The organism is Azospirillum sp. UENF 112521 (assembly GCF_058780665.1).
In genome coordinates this window covers 894,745-915,650 of sequence record NZ_JBSNCI010000002.1, presented here as the reverse complement: position 1 = coordinate 915,650, position 20,906 = coordinate 894,745, and the positions used below count along the sequence as shown (strand labels likewise).

Genomic DNA, 20,906 nt, shown 5'->3' with positions numbered 1-20,906 from the left:
GTGCGCAATGCCCGCGTTTGCCGATCCCCCCAGGAAGGACCCATTGAGGGGGGGGGTACCCCTCCCGGCCCGGTCACCCCTTGGCGGTCGCCAGCGCCTCGCCCATGGCCTTCTCGAACTCACTGCGCAGGGAGGCCTGCACCACGTCCTTCGCCCGCTCCCGATAGCCGAGGCGCTGCTGGACGGGCAGCGCGTCGCCGAACCGCACCAGCAGCTTCAGCCCGGTCTTCACGCCGTCCACCTTGCCGATCCGGCCCTTGGTCCCGTGCTCCCGCCGATAGCCGGCCTTCGGGTCCGCCCGCCGGTAATCCCGCGGGGGACGCTGCCAGATGCCGCTGATGCTCTGGCCGCTCTTGAAGGCGACGGTGCCGACGAAGGTGTCCGATCGGGCGGCCAGCCGACGGAGCTTGCCCTTGGGCAGGTTGCCGTACTGGTTGAGCTGGACGTTCTTCGGATTGAACAGCGTCCCGCCCCGCTTGCTGGGCGGAAGGTGATGTTGTCCGCCCAGCTCGAAGGGTTCCAGGTACTTCGCCGCGATGTCCTTGACGAAGATGATGGCCGTCAGGTCCGCCTTCCGGGCCGCCTTGACGCCGACGGCGCGCTGGGTGAACAGGGTTGGCCGGTCGAACACCTCCGTCAGGGCCTCCTTCTCGGCCGCCTGGACCTTCTTCGCCACCGCGGTCAGGGCACGGGCGGTGGCGAAGGGGATCTGGTCCTTGGCCAGCCCGGTCAGCGTCGACTGCAGCGGCTTCAGGTCGGCGCGGACATCGAGGGCGAGCATGGCGTTACGGCTTGGGGCTGGCGTCGTCGCCAAAGTGTTCACGCGTGAACACTTTGGACGGCTTGGAACGCGGCCAGAGCCGATCCCGGAAGTCGAGTGCCAGCAGCACCAGGCGCCCGACCACCAGCGCCACCGTGCCCCAGAAGGCCAGCTCCTGCGCCGGCCCATGCAGGGCATCGAGCCACCAGTTCATGGTGCCGCCGATGGTGACGATGACGCCATCGGTGGCGGCGCGGCTGGTGAGGCCGTGCATGATGTCGTCCACATGCATGGTCATGCTGCCAACTCCTCGGTGAGATTGGCCAGCCTCTGCCAGCCAGTCTCGAAATAGCGGCGGTCGCGCTCGACGCCGATGAAGCGCCGGCCCGTGGTCAGAGCGGCATGGCCGGCCGACGCGCTGCCGAAGAACGGGTCGAGCACCGTCTCGCCCGCCGGGCAGACGGTGCCGATCAGCTCGGCCAGCAGCTCCACCGGCTTCTCCGTCGGATGGGCGCCAAACCGCACCGGCGCATGGCGCAGCACGTTGGCGACGTTCCGGCGCAACGGCTCGCTGCCCTTGCCCTTGGTGAAGTGGTGGATCAGTTCGTGCTGGTGCCGGAAGTGGGTGCCCATGCCGAAATAGGTCTTGTCCCACACCAGCAGCCCCACCCGCTTCAGGTCGGCGCTTTCCATGGCGTCAGCCGCATGGCCGGACAGGAACAGCGCGGCCTCGCCCCCATCGATGGCATCGGCCAGATGATCGCCCATGCGCCAGTCGATGAAGGCAAGCACATGCCCGCCTGGCTTCAGCACCCGCTGCCACTCCATGGCGCAGCTGCGCAGCAGATGGAGGAAACCCCGCGTGCTCAGGCTGTCGGAGCCGAACCACCGGTCTGTGTCGCCCTTGGTCGACCGCGTCATGGTCTTGCCGTAGGCGGTGCGGCCGGCTTCACGCGTGGCGCCGCTGGAATAGGGCACGTCGGTCAACACCAGGCTGACCGAGCTGTCGGGCAGCTCCCGCATCCGCTCGATGCAGTCGCCCAGCAGCAGCGTTGCCGCGCCGATCGTCACCGATGTGGCCGCAGTCGTATTCTGTTTCATGCTGGTGCGCTCACAGATTTGCGAGGTCATGGCTCACGGGTTGCCACGCCGCTTCCTGGGAATCACGGCGGTAGAAACGCACGTACCGTGATGTGCTTTCGATCATCACGGAATCCGCGATGGCCTTCATCGCGCGTTCCCATCTCGGATCGGCGATCTCGACGCGGCGCAGCGCGAAAACGCTTTCGCGCGAGACCTTTCCCTCTTTGTCCGTGCGGAACGCGTGCTCGACCAGCACGCGGATGTTGTCGTTGGTCTCGGTCGCCCATTCCCTGATGCATTCATCGATCAGAGATTTCGCGACTTGCAGTTCAGGACCGAACCGCATGTGGTCAGTCACCTGCACCTTTATTTGCAGGCGGCCGTCGTAGCTGGTGAAAGTCATGTTTCCGCGTTTTCCGCCGACTTTCACTTCGTATTTTTCATGGAGCAGCGCAACGAAGGTGTCCACGTCGCCAAACACGGCCGCCTTGAAGGCACGCATTTGCGCCGACAGCGCATCGGCCTTTTCCATCAGGCCGCGCACGAATTGGTCCTCCAGGAGGTCGCTCGCCCGCACCTTCCGCGCAGGGATCATCCGGCCTTGGCGATCCTCGTAATAATCCGGGCGCACGGCCTCCGGCGTTACACCGACCGCAATGGCTTCCGGCTGCGCATCAGAGTGCGACATCGTTGTATTCCTTGATGTTTTTCGTGATGCGCCGGCGGCGCGTGTAACGCCCAATGGCCGACCGTGTAACGTCCAAGCTTGCGATAATGGGCCTTTTCGCAAACTCAGCTTTCCATTCCGAAGGACCGCACGGCACCGTCACTCTTCGGCGACAAGCCGTGCGGTCTGTCCGGCCAGGTCGGCCCGATTATCGTCGTAGCGCATGGTGACCCGTGGATCGCGGTGCCGCGCAAAGGACTGTGCGGCCCGCAGATTGCCGTTGGTCGCGTCCAGTGCGCTGGTGATGGCCGCATGGCGCAGACCATGCGGCCGTGTCTGGATTCCGACGTCATCCCCAAGCCGCTGCACGATCTGGTACACCGCGGCGCCGGTCAGCCGGCCTTCGCCAGATCCGGCATTGTCTAGCCGGAAGAAGAGCGGCCCGGGATGACGGCCGCGCATCCGGATCCACTCCTCCAGCGCTGCCTTGGTGGCGTCTGGCAGGGTGATCATCTCCCTCTGGAGGCGCCCCTTGCCGAGGATGGCCAGCGTCGCGGCTGCCGGATCGTAATGCTCCAGGTCCAGCGAGACCACCTCGCCGCGGCGCAGCGCGGTATCATGCAGCAGGCGTACAATGGCGGTGTCGCGCACCCCCTTGCCGTCGCTGCGCTCCTGGACCTGGGAGAGCATCGCCTTGACGCCGTCCCGCCCCGGCCCGCGGGTATCGCGGTAGGCGGCGGCGTCGACGTTCTCGATTTCCAGTTCCCAGCCGACCAAGCCGAGCGTCTTCCCCAGCTTGATCAGCGAACGGAGCGCGGCCAGCCGCCGGTTGATGGTGGCAGGCGCCAGCTGCCGGTCCTGCAGATCGGCACGGTAGCTCAGCACCAGGGCATTGGCCTGACCGGCAGAAAGCGCAAGCAACTCGCGCGTTGCCCGGTCGACGGTGCCGGCATAGGGCGCCAGTTCGGGGTTGCCGGCGACGAAGACCCGGAAGTCTTCCAGATCCCGGCGGTAGGCTGCCACCGTATTGGCCTTGCGGCCGGACAAAAAGGCATCCAGCAGCCGCTCCTGCAACTGGTCCAGCGGCAGCGCCGCAGCCATGCCGGACTGGGCCACGGTGTCCAACTGCTTCACGGTCAGTGCGCCCACGGATGCCTCACATGGCCCGTCTCCGGTCCAAGAATGAGAAGGCCCGCCGCGGCAGATGCCGGGCGGGCCTTCGTTCACACGCAATTCGTCCCGGTCACTCTGTCAAGATATTGATCCTATTTCAAGGATAAATATCCCATGGACGAGATGGAGCAGCGAAGCCGGTGATGGTGTGGTTCCGCAGATACCGGCCTTGAAGCGACCGCAACAGCGCTGTCATGCCATCGTGCCATTCCGCATAATCGCAGTTGGCCTCGATGATCTCCGCGTCGCTGTGCTCAGGTTCCAGCGCGCACCAACGCACCAGCAGCTCCCTTCCGCCCTGATCGTCGGGGCGGAACTGGAAGTCCTGTTCCTCTGCCGGGATCCGGCGGCGACCGTGGGCGTCGAACAAGGATTGTCCCCGTGCCAGATAGCGCGCGGCCAGCTCTGAGCGAAGCGGGGTCGGCTGCCACTCCTCTTCGATCACGTGGCGGTATCGGCCTGGCCGGTCGGACGGCTGCCGGCACGCCACCAGCGGCTGGCTCAGTGACAGCCAATCCGGCCGCGTTCCGGCCTTTCCATGGGATCGGACAAGGCGCCGCTTGCCCATGGGCAATGCCTCGATGGCGGTGGCCACGGCTTCGGCATCGGGTGGGATCCGTGGGGCGATGCCGCGCGTCGGGCCGCCGCCATCCAACCGGGTGCCGACGGCGCCGATGGCGGCCAGCCGGGCACAGCTGTCGACACCCCAGGCACCCGGGTAATCGGAGCCGCTCAGATGGCGGCGCTGGTTGCGGATGCCGAACTGGGCGGCGGCCTCGACCACATGTAGGGTGCTGCCGTCGCGCAACGCCTGCTGGTCCCGGCAGGCCCACACCACCAATTCCTCCAGGTCGAGAGGACGGCGCCGATCCTGCACCGAATGGGCATAGGCGACGGCCATGGTCAGGCCGCCGCCCGGATGGGCAAGTCCGAGCTGGAAAGGCTTTGCCCAAACAGCCGGATAATGCCCACCACCAGCGTGTCCAATGCTTCCTGGGGGATCAGGCTGGGATCGATTCGGCCACAGGCCTGCAGATAGCGTGCTTTTGCGAAGAGGTCATCGGCATCAGCGATCTCACCGGCAACGAGAAGCCGCTCCGAGCGGCTGCATGCATCATCCGCCGCCGGCGAGTCGGCCGCCCCGGATAGCGCCAGGAAGTCCAACAGGGCCGGCAGCAACGGCGTGACAGGGACGGGCATTCAAACCTCCGGCGACCGCCTGACGGCACACATCCGCCAGGGTCGTTAGGATTGTTTGCCCAAAAGGATTACCAATTCCTTGCGACAAATTGCGCGGACAGGGTTTTTTGTTGCTTTTCCCCATCACTGCCTCGTGGAACCGCTGTCAACCGATCAATGTTCTTGAAAAGTTCTTATGCAGCGCCATCCTGACGGCCAGTGTCAGCAACAAGGAGGAAGCCATGTGCGAGCCGCAATTGGTCTACATGCGTTCGTGCCCAATTGCCTCATACGATGCCGTGATCTCGGCAGGCTTCCCCAGCCCGGCCGCCGACTATGTCGAAGGCCGCATCGACCTTGCGGAGGTGCTGGTGCCGCACCCCAGCGCCACCTTCACCTTGCGCATCTCGGGCCACAGCATGACGCGCGCCGGCATCCACGATGGGGATTTGGCGATCGTCGACCGAAGCCTGACGGCCCGGCATGACGACGTTGTGGTTGCCGTGCTGGATGGTGAGCTGGTGTGCAAGCGCCTGCTGGTCCGCCGTGGGCGATACTATCTCGCACCCGAGACGGACGATCGCGCATATCAGGTCATCGATGTCACCGATCGCCGCGACTTCGAGGTCTGGGGCGTCGTCAGCGCGACCATCCGGATCCACCGTGGCTGACGATGGCCAGCACCTTCGCCCTGGTGGACTGCAACAATTTCTATGTGAGCTGCGAACGGGTCTTCAACCCGCGGCTGGAGGGCGTGCCGGTCGGCGTGCTGTCGAACAACGACGGCTGCTTCGTCGCCCGGTCGGCCGAGTTGAAGGCGCTGGGCGTCACCATGGGCCAACCTCTGTTCGAGGTGCGCGACCTCGTCCGCCGCCACAATGTCCGGATCCTGTCCAGCAACTATGCCCTCTATGGGGATCTCAGCGCACGCGTGACCGATTGCCTGCGGGGCCTTGCTCCGGCTCTGGAGGTCTATTCGATCGACGAGTCGTTTCTCGATCTGACCGGAATGACGGGCTCCCTGGCCGCCTATGCTGCCGATATCCGCCGGACGGTGCGGCGCTGGACCGGCATTCCGACCTGTGTCGGGATCGCCCCTTCCAAGACGTTGGCGAAGCTGGCGAACTTCGCAGCCAAAAAGGTCCTGCGCGATGACAGTGGCGTCTGCGACCTGACCAGCTCAGACGATCGGGAAGAGATCCTCGCGCGGGTGCCGGTCTCGGAAGTCTGGGGGGTTGGCCGGCGATCGGCCGAAAAGCTGGAGCGGTTGTCGGTGCATACCGCCGCCGACTTGCGCGACCTCGACCCTCGGCTCGCCCGCCAAGTGCTGACGGTGACCGGCGAAAGGCTGGTCTACGAGCTGCGCGGGATTGCCTGCATGCCGCTCGATCTGGCGCCCAGCCCACGCAAGACCATCGCGGTGACGCGCTCATTCGGTCAGCCGGTGACGGGGTGGGAAGAGATGCGTGAGGCCGTGGCGACCTACGCCACCAGGGCGGCGGAGAAGCTTCGCGCGGAAAAACTCGCGACCGAAGCCGTCCAGGTGTTCTGCCACACCTCGCCATTCCGCCCCGGTCCAAGCTACAGCAATGCGGTGACCGTGGAGGTGCAGCCGGCGAGCAGTGACACTTTCCAGCTGATTGCTGCGGCAACCGCCGGCGCCCGCCGGATCTGGCGTGACGGCTACGACATGAGCAAGGCCGGCGTGATCCTGACCGGCCTGATCCCGGAGGGAAAAGTGCAGCCCGACCTGCTGCAGGTCGCGGATCGGCAGCGTGGCGCGAAGCTGATGGCCGCGCTCGATGCGGTCAACACCAGGATGGGACGGAACACCCTGGTGCCGGCAGCCACCATCGGCCGCTCTTGGCACATTCGTCAGGACCAACGTTCGCCCAGCTACACCACGAAGATGGACGAAGTGCCGGTGGTTTCAGCATGAAAACAACATCGCACACCGCCAATAATTACTTAAATATACACCATGTGATTGGATAGGAATAATACAATGATCATCCCATAATTTTTAGGGGCAGGCAGTTCTAGCCTGCCCCGCATCATCGAAAAAAATACTTAATGGCTCTCTGGCTGCACCAAAAGCTGCGAAACGATTGCAATCCTATCACGGAGAACGGGGCCAATATTCCTGACAGATAATTCTTTCACAAGATAAGGCGGAATAACGAGATCTGCTTCCCAAGTTTCGGTGGGGTCGATCCGGCCGCGCACCGTAACATTGCCGCTTGCTTTGCGGCAGATTTCCATCCCACCACTCATTGCGGGGTAGGCAGCACAAGGCGACACACTCCGTAAAGGCACCACGAAAACCTGCTGCACCTTGGCACCAGTTTGCGCCAATGCGTGAAGGTCGAACAGCCGGCCGGATTCAAACGGTTCCACCATCGCGCGATCAAGCCCATCCCGAGTTCCACCATCGACAATGACCGCTGCCCGAACAAGTGGATATTCCACCGCCTCTCTGTGAGATGCTGCGGTGAAGCGGTCAATTAGAGCCTGCTCGACATCGTCAACTTTACGCGAGGGCGGTATGGATGCGCTTTGAGCGCATCCCGCTAAGACGGTAGCTATTGCAATCGCGGCGACAGCCTGCGCAGCAATGGAGTTGTTCTTATTCATAATACGTTGGTTTCCAGTAGCATATTGAGCATGCTTCTTTGCTCAAAGGTTATCTAATTGTCAACCGGTGTGCGCCATAAGGGAATGGCTTTCTCACTCATAACCGGCACGTGCAAACACGCCGTTTAAGCCGCTCGCGAAACTTTTCATTCTCCCTAGTTTGCTTTCTCACGAGGTGTTGCCGGCACCTTAAGCGCCTCTATCTCGCCCGTCGTCACCGCCAAATGGATTGTACCGGCGTCCAGGGGGTGCTGGCACTTGTCGGATTAAATCGCCCTGCCGCCATGTTCATCAGGAAGCCGCATGTGCGGTCGTAAGACGGGAGGTGTGGAGATGCGTTCAACTTTCGCTTCAATGCTTATCGGTCTGCTGGTTTGGACCGCCGTCCCGGCAGTGGCCGAGACGGTCAGTGAAAATGCATGCAGCGGTGGGTGCACCATCCGCGGCAAAGACGGCTCCAAAACCGCAACCATCGAGAAACCCATCTACGGCGCCGAATTTATTATCCGCGATAACGACCGCAACGTAATTGGGAAAATAGACAGACCAATTTCCGGCGATTATTACATCATCAGAGACTATTATGGCAACGAAACCGGGAAAATTGACACACCAATCTCCGGTGAATACTATATCATCCGCGATAAATATGGCAGTGAAACCGGAAAAATCGAAAAACCTTACTCCGGAGATTATTATATCATCCGTGATAAAAGCGGCAATGAAGTTGGAAAAATCGAGAACTTTCCCTGAGGCGATGACCTTGCCTCACTCCCTCATTTGAGTTGACCGTGTCCGGGGTGAGTTTCACCGTACCAGTATTTGGTAAAGCTTGATGCCGGCACCGGTTTCCGGGAGAGCATGCACAGGCCCCAAGCCGGACCACCGCTCTCCGGGTGGGGCGGTGCCGGCGAGAGCCACGGTTCAGTCATTGCCCATAATCATTGGATGCCAAGCGTTCAGCCATGGCGCTCCAAGTCAGCGTTATGCAACTCCACCACATGCCGGACCACGTCGGCCGCCGCGGGATCCGGCGCCACCATCACCAGCAGGTAGCGGCGCACGCCGTCCAGCTCGACTGTGATGGCGCCTGGATCGTCCGGGTCCGTGCTCCACGGCAGCGACAGCGCCGCCGCGAAGCGTGACTCGCGCGGCGGCGCTGGGACCGGAGCGGTCCCCTTCTCCACCGGCCGGGACGGCGCCGGCGTCACCGCCGGCACCTTCAGCGCCTCCACCTCGCCTCGTGTCACCGCCGGGTGGATCGTGCCGGCGTCCAGGGCCTGCTGGCGGGTGTCGTCCGGCAGGGTTGCGATGGCGTAGAGCGTGCTCATCGCTTCCGGCAGACGGTCCAGCGGCACCTGCCCCTCGTCGACGAAGGCGGCGATCTCGCGCAGCTTGCGGGCGGTGGAGGTGCTGAACGGAAGGTCGGTCGCCACCATCGCCTCGTACTCGCCGTGGGGCAGAGCCGCCTTGGCCTCGTTCAGGCGGCGGCCGACGGCGATGGTCGCCTCCAGAGCGTTCGACCATTCGCGGCGGATGTCGGCGGCGAACTCGGCCCGCGTGGTCAGCGGGCGCGGGGTGGCCAGCATCGACAGGCGGGCGTCGCCCAGGCTGCGGCGGGCGGGCGGCCTGGGCTTGGGCGTTGGCCCGGAACCGGATCGGGACATGGGATCAGCCCTCCATCGCGGCGGACAGGTGGAGCCAGAGGTCGCGGAACAGCGGGCCGGTGCGGGTGCCGGGGATCTCCGCGGTGCCCAGCCCGGCGATGAAGCTGCGCGGCACCTCCTGAAGCTGCGGGATCTCCACCGGCGCCACCGCCCCCATGGCGGAGACGATGGCGCGGGCGTCGGCGGTCTCGCGCAGGCGCGGGACGACCTGGCTCAGCAGCAGACGCATCGGCCGGCGCCGGGCGCGCAGGTAGGGCAGCATGGCCTGCATGCTGACCAGAATCCTCCGGGCCGGGGCGGACGGGCACCAGCACCGAATCCGCGCAGTCGAACAGCAGGGCGGTCGCCTGGGGAAAATTCTCCACCGCGGTCGGGGTGTCGATCACCAGCAGGTCGAGGCCCGGCGGAGTCGGCCGCTCCGTCACCGCGCCCAGCGGGCGCTGTTCGTGGAGGATCGGGGCAGCGTCGGCCGGGCGCAGGCCGTGCCAGTGGGTCAGCGAGCCTTGCGGGTCGGTGTCGAGCGTGCCCACCCGCCGGCCGGCGACGGCGGCCGCGACGGCCAGATTGCGGACGGTGGCGGTCTTCGGACCGCCGCCCTTCCCCTGGACCACCAGGATCGTCCTCATGGCCGGTCCCCCTGCCCGGCCCGGCCCGCCTGGGCGGCGATGGTCTGGCGGATGAGGGTCGCCTCGCGTTCCAGGATTTCGGCGATGGTGTCGAGCGGGGAGTTGATCGCCTCGGTCGCGGCCTTCAGCGCCTTCAGGGCGTCGCTGTGGGCCTTGATGGCGTGCATCAGGCGGAAGCCCTCCTGCCGCAGCTCGGGCGGCAGGGCGCGCAGATGGGCAAGCGCGAGGTCCATGCTCTCCTCGCGCGTCCGGGCGGGCGGCGGCGGCAGAGCGGCGGGCTCATACGGCCGGGCGGCGGACAGCGAGGCGATGTCGATCCGCTCGCCCCGGCGCAGACGGTCGAGCGCCCGGTCGGTCAGGGCGGAGCGCGCCCGTTGCTCCTCCTCCTGCCCGATCCGGCGGGCGCGGCGGTCGATGGCGTCGAGATCGGCACGGGTGAGGACCGGCGCCAGGGCGGGATGCGCGGCCCCGCCGGTCACGGCGTCGAACAGCTCGACGATCTGGATGGTGACGGTGATGGCGCGTTCGGTCTCGGCCTTGGTGCAGAGATAGACGGCCTGCTTCTTCGTCAGCCAGAACTCGGTGGCGGGGCGGCCCCGTCCGCGAATTTGCGGTACGGTGCCGCAAATTCCGCCAAGCCTTTCCAGCGCATCGCGGTGCCGCTCGATCAGTTGGCGGATATCGCGAGGTCTTCCGAAGCCCAACGCCTCGGCCAAGCGCAGATCCAGAATGCGTGGCTCGCCGTTGATGGCGATGTCGATGTCGGTCGGTGATAAGGCGGGCAAGATCTGCCCGTTGTCGCCCATGCTTTCCATGGCGAAGCCCTCCAAGTCGGCGTTGCCGGCGACAGGAAGGCTTCTGAGGACCGCCCTGGTGCCGGGGGTTCAGAACCTGACTTGGACAGGCCGGACTATTCCCCTTACGGGTGTTGTATTATCCGACCCCCGGCGAAGGGGCATGCTACGGACAGAGTCCCGGCATGAAAAGGGCCACGTCGCGAAAACGCGCGGGTGGCCGGCTGCCAAGTGGAGGTTCTGAGGCTCCGGGAGGAAAAGTCGCTCCGTTGGGATGGCGCGTCAACCATTTATGGATCTTTTAGAGAAGCGATCAAAATCTTACAGAATAGCGAATAGCGTTAGCAATGACACCTCGATAATTATAATAATTTCTCTTCATATCAATGATACCTATCAAAACCACCTCCTTTAAAACGATAGACCTAGATATATCGAGCGTTTAGAATTCAATTTCCTCTTCAGCGTTTCTCTCTATGAAGTTCTTTTCATCTGAAAATAACATTTCTTCGACGTACTCCCAACCATTTTTTTTGAATAGTTGAAATATTTTCTTCCTAGATTTATCATCTGCAAAAGATTTTGAGATCTTCACATACATTATATTACTACCATTCATAATAATTCTGTACAAGTCAGATTCATCGACGTAAATGGATGTCTTTACAGTTCCAGTAATATCACAATGACGCAACATTGAAGATTTGAATACGATTTCTCCCTCTACCCTTCGGAGAGCGCAATTAACAATCCTAGTTTTTTTGAAAGAACATTTATCTGCCGTCGTAGCATACATTTGGTTGTTTTCAAAAATTGCTTCCTCAAAATTTGTTCTGTTAAGCTCTCCATACGCAAACTTCGTGTTCTCAATCGAAGCTCCCGTAAAGTCGCAAAGCGACATATTCTGAACGAAGAAGCTGGCTCCTGCTATGAGCGCCACTCGAAAAGAAGCACCCTCAGCAAAGAAGTTTACATAAGAACCAGATATAATCTGCGAATGATCAAAATTGACTCTTTCCAAAAATCTGACGAAGAAATTGTTATATATTGAAACATAATCGCGATTTGAATTACTGAATTGAAGTTCATGCACAAGATCTCCGGTGAAATTTCTCGCAATTTTATCAAAAGCTAATGGATTGCTACTTATATAATCAATCTTAATAGGACCGGATTTCCATCCTCCTTCAGAAATATCGGCGTTAAACAAATGAGTCGGATAAGCAATTTTGCTGAATGCGTTCATAACTGCCCATAATGCTATCTCTGCATTACGATGCCCAATTTCTGCATTGCGCCAGCTTCCCGCTTCGTCGTAATAATCTATTCCCTTTTCTAAGGAATAGTTTATTAGCGATGCTGCGATACCAACCCACTTCCTGCCCATCTCATAATCAGCCCCATCTCGTTTCCTTTCAACAATGATCTCTGCTTGATTGATTAGAAAGGCGACGATTTCGACTGTTATTGGCGCAGCTGCGGTAAGCCGAACCCATTTTGATAGAAACATTCTATGATCAAAATCACTATAAGGGTCAGCAACCTGTTGACCCCAGCGCATGAATGCATCAAGTAGACCGCACGCGGTCAGATATTCGCCAAAGCTTTTGTGGAGAAATTCATATCCACGGTTTAATTCCTCATCCTTGCGAGTGTAAAATAGAATGGCAACATTATCGAGATCCGCAGCCCCACAATTTTTAGCCTTTTTCAGTAAATCGGGTCTCATAAATACATCTCTCATACTCACAAACGTTGCCTCATCCCCGGTACGCCCGCCGCCTCTCCATGCAGCAATTCCGAGAGATTGCATCAGTGTATCAAATGTTTCCCTACCCATTTCGTTTAAGCTTCTCCGAGTCTCTTTAATTCTTTCGCGCTCCCAAATTTTTCCAAATATTGATTCATAAATGTGATTTCTATTGTTTGCTGCTTCCTCCCATTGGCTACCCACGTAGCCAGATATGATGAGGAGGTATGCGAGTAAAGGCTCTTTTGTTAGGTCACTAAGGGACTCCTCTGTCATCGCAGCAGGAACATCCAAATCCTGTTTTGCAGCAATTGCATAACGAAGCCAGAATTCTTTTCTTTGGTCGAGATCGGCCACATTATGAACGTCTATAACTTCTCTATCTCTCAAACGATAAGGTTGTTGTTTAAACGGACGCATATCTGCCACATGAAGAGTTCTGTTTCCATGCAGAGAAAGTCTTTTACTAGCCTCCTGCATGGAAGGCGCTCTTCCCAGTACAATAAACCTCACAGAGGCTGAGTCGCCTATACGCGACTTCCAGTCGATCAAGGCAGAAGCAAATTCTTGCGCAGCTGTTTCTGAACCAGCCCCTTCTTTGGCTAGCTCGTCCAGGCCATCAAAAATGATAATCCAATCTTGATGGTTATCACGACCTAACGAACTAAGTGGCGTTGTATCTGCATCAAACGGTTCATCAAGATACGACCTAAAATATTCCTCTATTCTCAAATCGATAGAACCTCCACCTTTAAGCCTTTGAAGAGGAACAACAAGAACTCTCCATCGAGGAGCCAGGGAAAGAGTAGCAGCAATTTTTCTTGCAAATGAAGATTTGCCAGAACCGGGTCCACCAGAAACCAGCTTTATTCGATCAGATCGATCATTTTTTTCTAGCCATTCCATAACAATATCTTCAAGCATTCCAATCTGGATTGGAATGCTATCGTTCTCATCTACAGAAAATTTCTGTATATTCTTTTCCTGTCGATCAGTTATTTTTTCATCAACCCACCACGCTCTCAAAGGCTGATAAACTTGCCCAAGAGTAACCCCGCAATCTTCATCTTGCGCAAATAAGATATGATCATCAAATCTCTTTATAATCTTTTCTCTATATTCTGACCAAGCACGATGCCTAGAGTTATTTTGCGCGAATGACCCTTTCAACGCATCAAATACATGAGAGTAGTAACCATTATCACGCGCCCTTATCCGAGAAAGCCCAATAGAGACTTCTTCTCGAAATATTGCTTTGATATTTTCCATAGATATAGAAGGAGAAAATACTTTAATTTCCTCATATATCCTTCCTGCTGCATCAGAAAATATCGTGAAGTTGTTAGGATTATCAAAATCGGCAAGATCGATATATATATCTTCTTGATCACAAATTAAACTGTATCTATCTAAAAATGACTTAATTAAATAATCTATTTCTTCCACTGATGCTTTATTTCTGAGATCACATCGTGCCAGTGATTTTGAAAAAGCATATGCTAATGTTTCCATCACTAGTTTCATAGACCGGCGAGAAACGTCATCGTCACCTTTGAGCGCTTCAATAGTCTTGAAGAATGATGGTATCGGATTTCCCAATCCAAATTTTCCAAGCGCTACGGCTTGAACGGCCGCTTCAGCAGCAGAAATAGAAACTTTGGCCCAATCGAACCTCTTCTCGCCACATGTTAATTTAATCGACATTCTTATTTTGCTCCTTAAGCAACCATCTCTATTTTTACATTGATAAAACGATAGCACCCACATAGTAACATCAAGCAAATGCAACGTTCTGCTAACGCAGACTCGCGCCGCTAGCATGGTTCCAGCAAGATGCGATACCCCGGTATTCAACCGAAGCACTATATTTTGCCCTGGTTAATTCAGCTGTGTCCAGAACGAAGAGGATTGGCACTGACGCAGGAAGATGATTCTTAAACAATAGGTTACCATATGGCATTACGGCCGGATCAGGTCCGCTGTGGTCAACAGGCGCTCGTCCACCCGGCGCAGCGCGCCGCAGCGATAGACCCGATGGCAGGCGGCGCGCAGGGCCTGGACGGCGCGACAGGGGGCGTCGTCCTCGCGCTGGGGCTGCACCGGCCGGTGGCGCGCGGTGCGGGGCGGATCGCCCAGATCCAGGCGGAACTGCCGGTCGGGCCGGCGGCGGGACAGGGTGCCGGGCTGGACGGGCATGGCTCAGGCCCTCCCCTCGATCAGCGGGAAGGCCGAAACGGCGCCGACCGACGGAACGGCGACGGTGATGTCCACAGCCTCGACATGGAACAGCCGCAGCAGTTCCAGCTCGTAGGCCACCCGCATCCAGTCGGCGACGCAGCGATTCGGCGCGGTGATGGTTAGCCTGCGATCCCCGCCGGGGAACCGGCTGGAGGCGCTGAAGGGCGACCGCGCCGGACAGCACAGCATTCGGATCAACGACCAATGGCGCATCGTCTTCGTCTGGCACGATGGCGGCGCGCACGAGGTCGAAATCGTCGATTACCACTGACCGGCCAACGCCAAGGAGGGCGCCATGCGGATCAAGACCCACCCCGGCGAGGTTCTGCGCGAAGAGTTCCTCGTCCCGCTCGATCTCTCGGCCCATGCTCTGGCCCTGGCTCTGCGCGTGCCGGCGACCCGCATCGGGGAAATCGTCAACGAACGGCGCGGCATCACCGCCGACACCGCCTTGCGGCTGGCGCGCTATTTCGGCACCACGCCGGAATTCTGGCTGAACCTTCAGATGGCGCATGACCTGTCCGTCACCGCCGCCGACCATGGCGAGGAAATCCAGCGCAGCATCGCCCCCCGCGCCGCCTGACCGGACCGGCGGCGTCACTCCGCATCGGATCGCTGCCGCTCCCGGCGCAGGCCCGGCAGCAGGATCGTCACGTCCGCCCGCCGCCCCAGCAGCCAGCGGGCGGCGCAGCGCCCCAGCTCCCACCCGAAGCCGCCCAGCATGGCGGTGCCGAGCAAGGCGAAGACCAGCCCCAGCCCGCCCATCATCACTCGGCCTTTGAGTGCCTAATGACGCCTCTCCTAAACCCGTAGGAAGCGTAGATAAGGCTTTTTGCTATTGATCACATCGCAGATTGAAGCGACCATACACCCACCTCGACTAGGGAGAACGGGTGTGAGCGAATTGCACGACGATAACGATTTCGACGATTCCATTGATATCGATGAGTCGCTCGACATCAATGATGATCCCTATTCCGAAGAAGAAACTCCACTTTCCGAACTTGAGCCAGAGGAGCTGATCGGTATCGCTGATCAAGAAAGTATCAATTCGGAACACATTGAACCTCTGGAAAATGATCTCAGCGTCCGCAACAATATCCTGAAGCAAATCGGCGACACGGATCAGCCAGCCCCGCAACCGCTCAAAGATGACCTTGATCAGATTAACGCCAGGATTGATGACAGAATTGGCGATCTGATTGGAGATATTGAGGCTCAGAGGGACGAGATTTTGAATCCGACGTACAGTGCGGAAGAAATCTCCGACGACGGGCGGTGAGGACAGTAGCTGATCGTCTGCCGCTCAAACAGGAAAGAGGTTGCGAACAGCTGGAAGCATGCCGTGACCAACCTCTTTTCTGCTTGCGGCACGCATTCACTCGCCAATTTTTTTAAGTTGTCGACAACGCGGGTCGGCGTGGCGCAGCCGGATCAGGTCCGCCGTGGTCAACAGGCGCTCGTCAACACGGTGCAGTGCACCGCAGCGATAGACCCGATGGCCGGCGGCGCGCAGGGCCTGGACGGCGCGATAGAGGGCGTCGGCCTCGCGCTGGGGCTGCACCGGACGGTGGCGCGCGGTGCGGGGCGGATCGCCCAAGTCCAGGCGGAACTGCCTTTCCGGCCGGCGGCGGGATAGGGTGCCGGGCTGGACGGGCATGGCTCAGGCCCTCCCCTCGATCTGCGGGAAGACCGAATCGGCGGCGCCTGGCGGAACGGCGACGGTGATGTCCACCGCTTCGACCTGGAACAGCCGCAGCAATTCCAGCTCGTAAGCCGCCCGAAGCCGGTCGGCGACGCAGCGATTCGGCGTGGTGACGGTCAGCCTGCGATCCCCGGATAGCCCAAGCCTGCATCCCCGAAACCACGTCGCATGCTGGACGGCGCCGATCCGGCGGGCGATTCGGGCGTGGCCGTCGCGCTCGATGTCGGCGGCGGATGGCGGCGGGCTGGTGCCGGCGCTCGCGTGTGGGCTCGCGCGCGGGGGTTCACGGGTTTTATCACAGGGTTTGGCCGACACCGGTGTCGGGCGATGAAAGCCGGTTCCGGCGGGCGATCCTGGGGCGGTTGGCGGGCGTTCGGCGCTTTGGCCGACTCCCGTGTCGGCGACACCGCTGTCGGGCGATGGATCGTCGGACGGATCGGGGGCGTCGCCGGCCGGGTCGTCCTCGCGCTCCAGCCAGTCGAGACAAAGGCGCATGCGGGTGGGCTGGCCCCGGCCGCCGGCGCGGTCGCGGACGATGACGCCGGCGGCCAGCAGCGCGCTGCGCGCCCGCTCCACATCGCGGGTGGACAGGGCGCACAGCCGCGCCACCGCCTCCACCCCGGTCCAAGTCAGCAGCAGGCCCAGCACCTCGAACATCTGGCGGTTGACGCGCTCCAGCATCACTAGGGCGACCAGCTTGTCGCGCGGCTTCAGCGCCGGGCAGGCCAGAACGGCGCAGCGGAACCGGCCGACGGTCTCGCGGAAGGCGGCTTGCGGCTTGGCCGCGGGGGTTGCGGGGGTGGTCGAAGCAGATGGCAAGGACATGGGGGCACCTCCCCGGCGGCGCGGTGGCCGGCCGGCGGCAATGCGGCTCCCTGCGGGCGCACGTGTCCGTGGCTGCAAGGAACAGCGGATTTTAATCCTGATTTTTGATACCCTCCGGACACGCATCGCCGCATTCCCGCCGTGGGCACGGCAGGGGCATGGGGCATTGGCGATGATTGCGGTCCTAGCGGGGCGGCCTCGGCGGGGCCGTCCCGTTTCAGGGCGGGGCGCGCGGATACAAGGCAAGGCTCCGGCGTTGACCGCCGCGCGGGGGCGCAACGGTGGGGACAAGACGGGTGCGGCGCGGCCACCGGCAAGGGCGGACGCTGGGCACCGGATGACGGGGGCTTACGGGGAGAAGCCGGCGCCGGTCAGGGTGGCGCGCGTGGCGATGCCATCGGGCAAAGCTCCAGGGTTCACCGGCGCGTGGGCGCGCGGCGTCAGGGGGTGAAGACGCGCATCGCTTCCGGCCGTCTGGCGGCCGAAAGCGGCGCGGTCTTCAAAGTCGATGGGGGCGGCTGACTGGCGACCGTCGAGCGGACGCACGGCGGGCCGCGCGCCATGGCGCAGCCGGTGCGATGGCGGGCCAACGGGCGGGCCTCTCGGTGGAAGCAGTTGGTTTTCTGGATAGATCTGGGATCCGAAGGGGGGCTGGCTGTCGGGCGGCGCCCGATCATGCGGATCCCCGCTGCGGCGATGCCGGCCGCAAGCCATGCAGGCGGTCGGTGGCGCGCTGCATCAGCGCCAGCAGCTCGGCCGCATCCTCGTCCGGCAGATCGGCGAGGGAGTCGCGGTGGCAGAGCGTCCGCACCAGGCGGTCGACGCTGCACCATGTCACCGCGGCGGCGGCCTCGAAGGCTGGCCAGGCGGCCAGGACGGCGCGCTGCGCGTCGGTGAGGCCCGGGTCAGCGGGGGGCATGACTGGCCCCAGACAGGGAAAGCGGCCGGAGTCGGATGGCGACTCCGGCCGCGGCCGCTCCGCCGGTACGGACAAGGAACCCGGCGGAGCGGTGGCTGTGGCGGCGGGTGGCCGGACTCGGGACGCACCCGATTGACCCGGCCGGGCGGCCGGCGCCTGATTCGGCGATGGGAAACTGTCGCGCCCAAGCCGGAGCTTCGGGGTTGCGCAGTCGCTCAGTGCGAGCGATGCTTCCCGCCGAAACAACCGAGGGTGTGGGGCCTTGCCGGATCTCCCTGTTCATGTCCGCCTCTTTTTCCGCGGCTTTCCCAGGATCGGCGCGCAGAGGCCGCTGCTGGCCAGCGCGACGGGATCGGTCATGAAATCGTGGGGAATCACCGCCTCCATGGCCCGCAGGGTCGTGGCGGTGGGGTTGCCTTCCTGGCGGAGCACGTCACGCACGGTGCTGGGCGGCACGGCGGCGGCTCGGCCGAATGACTCCGCACTCCAGCCCTGATGCCGGGCGAAGGCGCAGATCCGATGAATCGAGGCATCGATGTGCATGACGTGCTTCATGCCCATCAGGATTCAACGCTATACCGTGAATGTCAAGGGGGCTCATCGGTGCTGCACGAGATAGATTCATCGGCACAGCGTTCTCGCGCTTTTGCACGGGGTCCGCATAATGCCGGCATGGATACGCCGCCCAAGACCGACATCGCCGCAGCACTCAATCGTGTTCTCCAGACGCACAAGGAGCGCCTGCGGTCCAAGAACCATTGGGCTGGCCTGTCGAAGCTGCCAGCCACAACGGTTCTGGACGCGTTCAATGGCGCCAACAGCACCATCGACACCCTGACCAAGCTTGCGGAAGGCGCCGGCTTGTCGCTGGCCGAGCTGCTGGCCTATGGCGATCCCGACTGGGAAATGCAGGTGAAGACCCGCCGGACCTTCCGCTCATGGTCTACCGAGGATTTCAATGCCCTGATCCGGGTTCTTGAGCGGCGCACCTAGCCGCCCGGCTCCGGCGCATCCTCATCCAGCGGTCGATCAGCGGCAGGATCTTGTCCGCGCCGTCGCGGCGGCACAGCTGCGTCACCAGCTCGACCGCGCGATCCTCGCGCGCCTTGCGATGCGATAAGTCTTCGGTCTTTTCGTTCTTCGGTGTTTTCGGCACCGCCAACCCCCCATAAATCAACACTCTACCGGGGCCGGCCCCGGTAGGCGGACAGGTGTGCGGCTGGGCACGGGTGCGCGCCCCGGCTCAGCACGGCTCATCGATGCGGTTGGCAGCCGCGTGGGTGGGGAGATGGCGTCTCCCTGCCTCCGCCTTCCTGGATGAGAAGGCGCGAGGCCGCGGCATCCTATGGCACCGCCCCGCCTGGGCAAAAGAAAAAGTTGCATCGTTTCTCGACTGGTTTCCACAAGTTGCGAGATGGCGGGCGACGGCGAGGGCGGTCCCGCCGGGTAGCGCCCGGCGGGGGTTCAGAATGATCGCTTTACCGTGATTTTTGCCATTGACGAAATCACGGTATACCGCCCATCCTAATACAGGGTATGGCGTGAACGCCAGCACCCTTGGATGCAGGCGCTGTTGGAGTGCGACCGATGAAGGGAGCGATCAAAGTCCCGTTACAACGCAGGGACGGACCGCAGAACGTTGCGATGGACCGAAGCTTCGGCGATCTGTCCGGGAAGATGGAGCGCACGCTGCGCCACATGGCGCCGGCGCTGCCGAAGGATGGCGCGACGCCGCTGGTCACCTACAACGTGGTGATCGCCAACCGCCGGATCTCGCACCGGACCTCGATGCGGCTGGACGTGACGTCCTGGCTGCTGCTCGACCACATTGCCGAGCTGGAGGGCTACGCGAACCGCGACGTGCTGGTCAGCGCGGTGCATGAGCGGTTCCACGCCACCGATCTGCCGCTGACGGCGATGGTGCGGCTGTTCCTGCAAACCTACACGGCGCCGGAGGCGGTGCTGGAGTTCCTGGGGGAGGCGCGGCGGCCATACGGGCGCGGCTTCGTCGCCAGCCCGCTGAAGAACTGACATGACCGGCGCAGGGCAAGAGACTGCCGCCATGGTCGGCCTCGTCCAGTGGCACCTGGAGGAAGCCGTCCGGGCCGAACTGGAGGCGGGGGAGACCGGCCTCCCCTTCCGTCGGCGGCGACTGCTGTCCGCCGCCCGCTATCACCGCGACTGCGCCGAACTGGCACGGGAGGAACTGCCGTGATCCCCACCCTCGAAGCAACCGACTGGCAGGTGTGCCACGCGGCGCGGTTCGACACCCCGGCCGACGTCCGCCGGATCCAGTTCCGGCAGGGCGAGCGGCTGGTCATCCTCGCCGTGGGCGAGGTGCCGGTCGTCTGCGACATCCTCACCCCCGGCGTCTACAGCGTGGACATCCCCGCCCACTACCCGCGCGCCGTCTTCCCCGTGCTGGTGGTGGCTGTCCCCTGCCTCATCGCCTACCTGCTGGCTCATGGCGGGCCGACGCGGGCGCTGCCGGCCGTCCCGCTGGCCGACCCGCACACGGGAGGTTAGGCATGCCTCGCGCAGCTGTGAACCCTGCCCTCGCCGACCTGCTTCCCGACGGCCCATCCTGCACCGTCAAGGAAGCCGCCGCACTGCTGGCGATGCCCCGCAGCGAGGTCTATGCCGCTGTGCATGGCGGAGATCTTCGAGGCCACCGAGTCGGCAAGCGGGGTGTCCGTGTCTACCTTCGATCGATTGCAGAGTATCAACGGCGACGGGCGATCCCATCGGCCAAGCGAAAGCGCGACTCGGTACCCCCTGCTGAACCGCCCGTCTCCAAACCCGCGAAGCCCACAGCTGGCCATCGTGAAGCTTTGGCCTTCTTGCACACCCTTGGTGTCGTGAGCGAGCCTTCGAACCGGAGGTAAC

At 61.7% G+C, this 20,906-nt stretch carries 29 protein-coding genes and 1 pseudogene; 11 read left to right on the top strand and 19 right to left on the bottom strand.

Features of this window, described 5'->3' with window-relative positions; all coding sequences use genetic code 11:
- Positions 1-73: 73 nt before the first annotated feature.
- The 7 genes from ACWPN8_RS06650 to ACWPN8_RS06620 form a co-directional block, all read right to left on the bottom strand.
- Positions 74-781: a hypothetical protein gene (locus tag ACWPN8_RS06650; RefSeq protein WP_492240257.1), complete on the bottom strand. Its 708-nt coding sequence runs from the start codon at positions 779-781 to the stop codon at positions 74-76.
- Between the two features lie 4 nt (positions 782-785).
- Positions 786-1,058, bottom strand: a complete 273-nt coding sequence (locus tag ACWPN8_RS06645) for a hypothetical protein (protein WP_492240256.1) — start codon at positions 1,056-1,058, stop codon at positions 786-788.
- Entirely contained in the window at positions 1,055-1,861 is an 807-nt protein-coding gene (locus ACWPN8_RS06640; RefSeq protein ID WP_492240255.1) for a DNA-methyltransferase, read from the bottom strand. The genes ACWPN8_RS06645 and ACWPN8_RS06640 overlap by 4 nt, the downstream gene beginning before the upstream one ends.
- A gap of 10 nt (positions 1,862-1,871) precedes the next feature.
- Positions 1,872-2,531, bottom strand: coding sequence for a DUF3164 family protein (locus ACWPN8_RS06635; RefSeq protein WP_109095447.1), 660 nt, complete (start codon positions 2,529-2,531; stop codon positions 1,872-1,874).
- A gap of 138 nt (positions 2,532-2,669) precedes the next feature.
- Positions 2,670-3,659, bottom strand: a complete 990-nt coding sequence (locus tag ACWPN8_RS06630; RefSeq protein WP_492240254.1) for a tyrosine-type recombinase/integrase — start codon at positions 3,657-3,659, stop codon at positions 2,670-2,672.
- A 121-nt stretch (positions 3,660-3,780) separates the two neighbouring features.
- Positions 3,781-4,584 (bottom strand): hypothetical protein, encoded by an 804-nt coding sequence (locus ACWPN8_RS06625; protein WP_492240253.1) that lies wholly within the window; start codon positions 4,582-4,584, stop codon positions 3,781-3,783.
- Positions 4,585-4,586: 2 nt separating this feature from the next.
- The gene (locus tag ACWPN8_RS06620; RefSeq protein WP_492240252.1) at positions 4,587-4,883 is read right to left on the bottom strand and encodes a hypothetical protein; all 297 of its coding nucleotides are present in this window, start codon (positions 4,881-4,883) and stop codon (positions 4,587-4,589) included.
- A gap of 110 nt (positions 4,884-4,993) precedes the next feature.
- On the opposite strand from ACWPN8_RS06620, the gene ACWPN8_RS06615 reads away from it, so the two are divergent.
- Positions 4,994-5,533 (top strand): LexA family protein, encoded by a 540-nt coding sequence (locus tag ACWPN8_RS06615; protein WP_492240251.1) that lies wholly within the window; start codon positions 4,994-4,996, stop codon positions 5,531-5,533.
- Between the two features lie 2 nt (positions 5,534-5,535).
- Complete coding sequence (locus ACWPN8_RS06610; RefSeq protein WP_492240250.1) at positions 5,536-6,801, top strand: Y-family DNA polymerase; 1,266 nt, start codon at positions 5,536-5,538, stop codon at positions 6,799-6,801.
- 131 nt (positions 6,802-6,932) lie between these two features.
- Here the strand turns inward: ACWPN8_RS06610 and ACWPN8_RS06605 are convergent, their stop codons facing one another.
- A complete protein-coding gene (locus ACWPN8_RS06605; protein ID WP_492240249.1) occupies positions 6,933-7,496 on the bottom strand; it encodes a hypothetical protein in 564 nt (187 codons plus the stop codon).
- 303 nt (positions 7,497-7,799) lie between these two features.
- Here ACWPN8_RS06605 and ACWPN8_RS06600 point away from each other — a divergent pair, with 303 nt between their 5' ends.
- Positions 7,800-8,249, top strand: a complete 450-nt coding sequence (locus tag ACWPN8_RS06600) for a hypothetical protein (protein ID WP_492240248.1) — start codon at positions 7,800-7,802, stop codon at positions 8,247-8,249.
- 206 nt (positions 8,250-8,455) lie between these two features.
- Here the strand turns inward: ACWPN8_RS06600 and ACWPN8_RS06595 are convergent, their stop codons facing one another.
- From ACWPN8_RS06595 to ACWPN8_RS06570, 6 genes and pseudogenes are all read right to left on the bottom strand, one after another.
- Positions 8,456-9,163 (bottom strand): DUF3102 domain-containing protein, encoded by a 708-nt coding sequence (locus tag ACWPN8_RS06595; protein ID WP_492240247.1) that lies wholly within the window; start codon positions 9,161-9,163, stop codon positions 8,456-8,458.
- 4 nt (positions 9,164-9,167) lie between these two features.
- Complete coding sequence (locus tag ACWPN8_RS06590; RefSeq protein WP_492241396.1) at positions 9,168-9,434, bottom strand: hypothetical protein; 267 nt, start codon at positions 9,432-9,434, stop codon at positions 9,168-9,170.
- Positions 9,435-9,681: 247 nt separating this feature from the next.
- Positions 9,682-9,789 (bottom strand): annotated as a pseudogene (locus ACWPN8_RS06585) (ParA family protein); the annotation flags it as partial.
- The gene (locus ACWPN8_RS06580; RefSeq protein ID WP_492240246.1) at positions 9,786-10,604 is read right to left on the bottom strand and encodes a hypothetical protein; all 819 of its coding nucleotides are present in this window, start codon (positions 10,602-10,604) and stop codon (positions 9,786-9,788) included. The gene ACWPN8_RS06580 and the pseudogene ACWPN8_RS06585, both read right to left, overlap by 4 nt.
- A 421-nt stretch (positions 10,605-11,025) precedes the next feature.
- A complete protein-coding gene (locus ACWPN8_RS06575) occupies positions 11,026-14,037 on the bottom strand; it encodes an AAA family ATPase (protein ID WP_492240245.1) in 3,012 nt (1,003 codons plus the stop codon).
- 255 nt (positions 14,038-14,292) lie between these two features.
- Positions 14,293-14,529, bottom strand: a complete 237-nt coding sequence (locus tag ACWPN8_RS06570; RefSeq protein ID WP_492240244.1) for a hypothetical protein — start codon at positions 14,527-14,529, stop codon at positions 14,293-14,295.
- Between the two features lie 124 nt (positions 14,530-14,653).
- Between ACWPN8_RS06570 and ACWPN8_RS06565 the strand changes: the two genes are divergently transcribed.
- Together ACWPN8_RS06565 and ACWPN8_RS06560 are read left to right on the top strand one after the other, a co-directional pair.
- Positions 14,654-14,842 carry a type II toxin-antitoxin system RelE/ParE family toxin gene (locus tag ACWPN8_RS06565; protein ID WP_492241377.1) on the top strand — a complete coding sequence of 63 codons (189 nt, stop codon included), beginning with the start codon at positions 14,654-14,656 and terminating at the stop codon, positions 14,840-14,842.
- A gap of 24 nt (positions 14,843-14,866) precedes the next feature.
- Positions 14,867-15,154 (top strand): HigA family addiction module antitoxin, encoded by a 288-nt coding sequence (locus ACWPN8_RS06560; RefSeq protein ID WP_109048450.1) that lies wholly within the window; start codon positions 14,867-14,869, stop codon positions 15,152-15,154.
- A 14-nt stretch (positions 15,155-15,168) separates the two neighbouring features.
- On the opposite strand, the gene ACWPN8_RS06555 is transcribed toward ACWPN8_RS06560, so the two are convergent.
- Positions 15,169-15,339, bottom strand: a complete 171-nt coding sequence (locus tag ACWPN8_RS06555) for a hypothetical protein (RefSeq protein WP_492240243.1) — start codon at positions 15,337-15,339, stop codon at positions 15,169-15,171.
- A 127-nt stretch (positions 15,340-15,466) separates the two neighbouring features.
- Between ACWPN8_RS06555 and ACWPN8_RS06550 the strand changes: the two genes are divergently transcribed.
- Positions 15,467-15,853 (top strand): hypothetical protein, encoded by a 387-nt coding sequence (locus ACWPN8_RS06550; RefSeq protein WP_492240242.1) that lies wholly within the window; start codon positions 15,467-15,469, stop codon positions 15,851-15,853.
- Between the two features lie 96 nt (positions 15,854-15,949).
- Here the strand turns inward: ACWPN8_RS06550 and ACWPN8_RS06545 are convergent, their stop codons facing one another.
- The 4 genes from ACWPN8_RS06545 to ACWPN8_RS06530 all read right to left on the bottom strand — a co-directional run bounded on the left by ACWPN8_RS06545 (position 15,950) and on the right by ACWPN8_RS06530 (position 18,563).
- Positions 15,950-16,231 carry a hypothetical protein gene (locus ACWPN8_RS06545; RefSeq protein WP_492240241.1) on the bottom strand — a complete coding sequence of 94 codons (282 nt, stop codon included), beginning with the start codon at positions 16,229-16,231 and terminating at the stop codon, positions 15,950-15,952.
- A gap of 3 nt (positions 16,232-16,234) precedes the next feature.
- Positions 16,235-17,101 carry a hypothetical protein gene (locus ACWPN8_RS06540; protein ID WP_492240240.1) on the bottom strand — a complete coding sequence of 289 codons (867 nt, stop codon included), beginning with the start codon at positions 17,099-17,101 and terminating at the stop codon, positions 16,235-16,237.
- A 673-nt stretch (positions 17,102-17,774) separates the two neighbouring features.
- Positions 17,775-18,020 carry a hypothetical protein gene (locus ACWPN8_RS06535; protein ID WP_492240239.1) on the bottom strand — a complete coding sequence of 82 codons (246 nt, stop codon included), beginning with the start codon at positions 18,018-18,020 and terminating at the stop codon, positions 17,775-17,777.
- 279 nt (positions 18,021-18,299) lie between these two features.
- Complete coding sequence (locus ACWPN8_RS06530) at positions 18,300-18,563, bottom strand: hypothetical protein (RefSeq protein WP_109086438.1); 264 nt, start codon at positions 18,561-18,563, stop codon at positions 18,300-18,302.
- A gap of 129 nt (positions 18,564-18,692) precedes the next feature.
- Between ACWPN8_RS06530 and ACWPN8_RS06525 the strand changes: the two genes are divergently transcribed.
- From ACWPN8_RS06525 to ACWPN8_RS06505, 5 genes are all read left to right on the top strand, one after another.
- Positions 18,693-19,013, top strand: a complete 321-nt coding sequence (locus tag ACWPN8_RS06525; RefSeq protein ID WP_492240238.1) for a hypothetical protein — start codon at positions 18,693-18,695, stop codon at positions 19,011-19,013.
- 651 nt (positions 19,014-19,664) lie between these two features.
- A complete protein-coding gene (locus ACWPN8_RS06520; RefSeq protein ID WP_492240237.1) occupies positions 19,665-20,051 on the top strand; it encodes a ribbon-helix-helix domain-containing protein in 387 nt (128 codons plus the stop codon).
- A gap of 1 nt (position 20,052) precedes the next feature.
- A complete protein-coding gene (locus ACWPN8_RS06515) occupies positions 20,053-20,235 on the top strand; it encodes a hypothetical protein (protein WP_492240236.1) in 183 nt (60 codons plus the stop codon).
- Positions 20,232-20,546: a hypothetical protein gene (locus ACWPN8_RS06510; protein ID WP_492240235.1), complete on the top strand. Its 315-nt coding sequence runs from the start codon at positions 20,232-20,234 to the stop codon at positions 20,544-20,546. Before ACWPN8_RS06515 ends, ACWPN8_RS06510 begins: the two co-directional genes overlap by 4 nt.
- 2 nt (positions 20,547-20,548) lie before the next feature.
- Positions 20,549-20,905, top strand: a complete 357-nt coding sequence (locus tag ACWPN8_RS06505) for a helix-turn-helix domain-containing protein (protein WP_492240234.1) — start codon at positions 20,549-20,551, stop codon at positions 20,903-20,905.
- The last annotated feature ends 1 nt before the right edge of the window (position 20,906 follow it).

What these genes read in the sequence shown, in the direction of transcription:
- ACWPN8_RS06650 (WP_492240257.1), bottom strand. Translation starts at nt 781, where the DNA reads ATGCTCGCCCTCGATGTCCGCGCCGACCTGAAGCCGCTGCAGTCGACG.
- ACWPN8_RS06645 (WP_492240256.1), bottom strand. Translation starts at nt 1,058, where the DNA reads ATGACCATGCATGTGGACGACATCATGCACGGCCTCACCAGCCGCGCC.
- ACWPN8_RS06640 (WP_492240255.1), bottom strand. Translation starts at nt 1,861, where the DNA reads ATGAAACAGAATACGACTGCGGCCACATCGGTGACGATCGGCGCGGCA.
- ACWPN8_RS06635 (WP_109095447.1), bottom strand. Translation starts at nt 2,531, where the DNA reads ATGTCGCACTCTGATGCGCAGCCGGAAGCCATTGCGGTCGGTGTAACG.
- ACWPN8_RS06625 (WP_492240253.1), bottom strand. Translation starts at nt 4,584, where the DNA reads ATGGCCGTCGCCTATGCCCATTCGGTGCAGGATCGGCGCCGTCCTCTC.
- ACWPN8_RS06620 (WP_492240252.1), bottom strand. Translation starts at nt 4,883, where the DNA reads ATGCCCGTCCCTGTCACGCCGTTGCTGCCGGCCCTGTTGGACTTCCTG.
- ACWPN8_RS06610 (WP_492240250.1), top strand. Translation starts at nt 5,536, where the DNA reads ATGGCCAGCACCTTCGCCCTGGTGGACTGCAACAATTTCTATGTGAGC.
- ACWPN8_RS06605 (WP_492240249.1), bottom strand. Translation starts at nt 7,496, where the DNA reads ATGAATAAGAACAACTCCATTGCTGCGCAGGCTGTCGCCGCGATTGCA.
- ACWPN8_RS06600 (WP_492240248.1), top strand. Translation starts at nt 7,800, where the DNA reads ATGTGCGGTCGTAAGACGGGAGGTGTGGAGATGCGTTCAACTTTCGCT.
- ACWPN8_RS06595 (WP_492240247.1), bottom strand. Translation starts at nt 9,163, where the DNA reads ATGTCCCGATCCGGTTCCGGGCCAACGCCCAAGCCCAGGCCGCCCGCC.
- ACWPN8_RS06590 (WP_492241396.1), bottom strand. Translation starts at nt 9,434, where the DNA reads ATGCAGGCCATGCTGCCCTACCTGCGCGCCCGGCGCCGGCCGATGCGT.
- ACWPN8_RS06580 (WP_492240246.1), bottom strand. Translation starts at nt 10,604, where the DNA reads ATGGAAAGCATGGGCGACAACGGGCAGATCTTGCCCGCCTTATCACCG.
- ACWPN8_RS06575 (WP_492240245.1), bottom strand. Translation starts at nt 14,037, where the DNA reads ATGTCGATTAAATTAACATGTGGCGAGAAGAGGTTCGATTGGGCCAAA.
- ACWPN8_RS06570 (WP_492240244.1), bottom strand. Translation starts at nt 14,529, where the DNA reads ATGCCCGTCCAGCCCGGCACCCTGTCCCGCCGCCGGCCCGACCGGCAG.
- ACWPN8_RS06560 (WP_109048450.1), top strand. Translation starts at nt 14,867, where the DNA reads ATGCGGATCAAGACCCACCCCGGCGAGGTTCTGCGCGAAGAGTTCCTC.
- ACWPN8_RS06555 (WP_492240243.1), bottom strand. Translation starts at nt 15,339, where the DNA reads ATGATGGGCGGGCTGGGGCTGGTCTTCGCCTTGCTCGGCACCGCCATG.
- ACWPN8_RS06545 (WP_492240241.1), bottom strand. Translation starts at nt 16,231, where the DNA reads ATGCCCGTCCAGCCCGGCACCCTATCCCGCCGCCGGCCGGAAAGGCAG.
- ACWPN8_RS06540 (WP_492240240.1), bottom strand. Translation starts at nt 17,101, where the DNA reads ATGTCCTTGCCATCTGCTTCGACCACCCCCGCAACCCCCGCGGCCAAG.
- ACWPN8_RS06535 (WP_492240239.1), bottom strand. Translation starts at nt 18,020, where the DNA reads ATGCCCCCCGCTGACCCGGGCCTCACCGACGCGCAGCGCGCCGTCCTG.
- ACWPN8_RS06530 (WP_109086438.1), bottom strand. Translation starts at nt 18,563, where the DNA reads ATGCACATCGATGCCTCGATTCATCGGATCTGCGCCTTCGCCCGGCAT.
- ACWPN8_RS06525 (WP_492240238.1), top strand. Translation starts at nt 18,693, where the DNA reads ATGGATACGCCGCCCAAGACCGACATCGCCGCAGCACTCAATCGTGTT.
- ACWPN8_RS06520 (WP_492240237.1), top strand. Translation starts at nt 19,665, where the DNA reads ATGGACCGAAGCTTCGGCGATCTGTCCGGGAAGATGGAGCGCACGCTG.
- ACWPN8_RS06515 (WP_492240236.1), top strand. Translation starts at nt 20,053, where the DNA reads ATGACCGGCGCAGGGCAAGAGACTGCCGCCATGGTCGGCCTCGTCCAG.
- ACWPN8_RS06505 (WP_492240234.1), top strand. Translation starts at nt 20,549, where the DNA reads ATGCCTCGCGCAGCTGTGAACCCTGCCCTCGCCGACCTGCTTCCCGAC.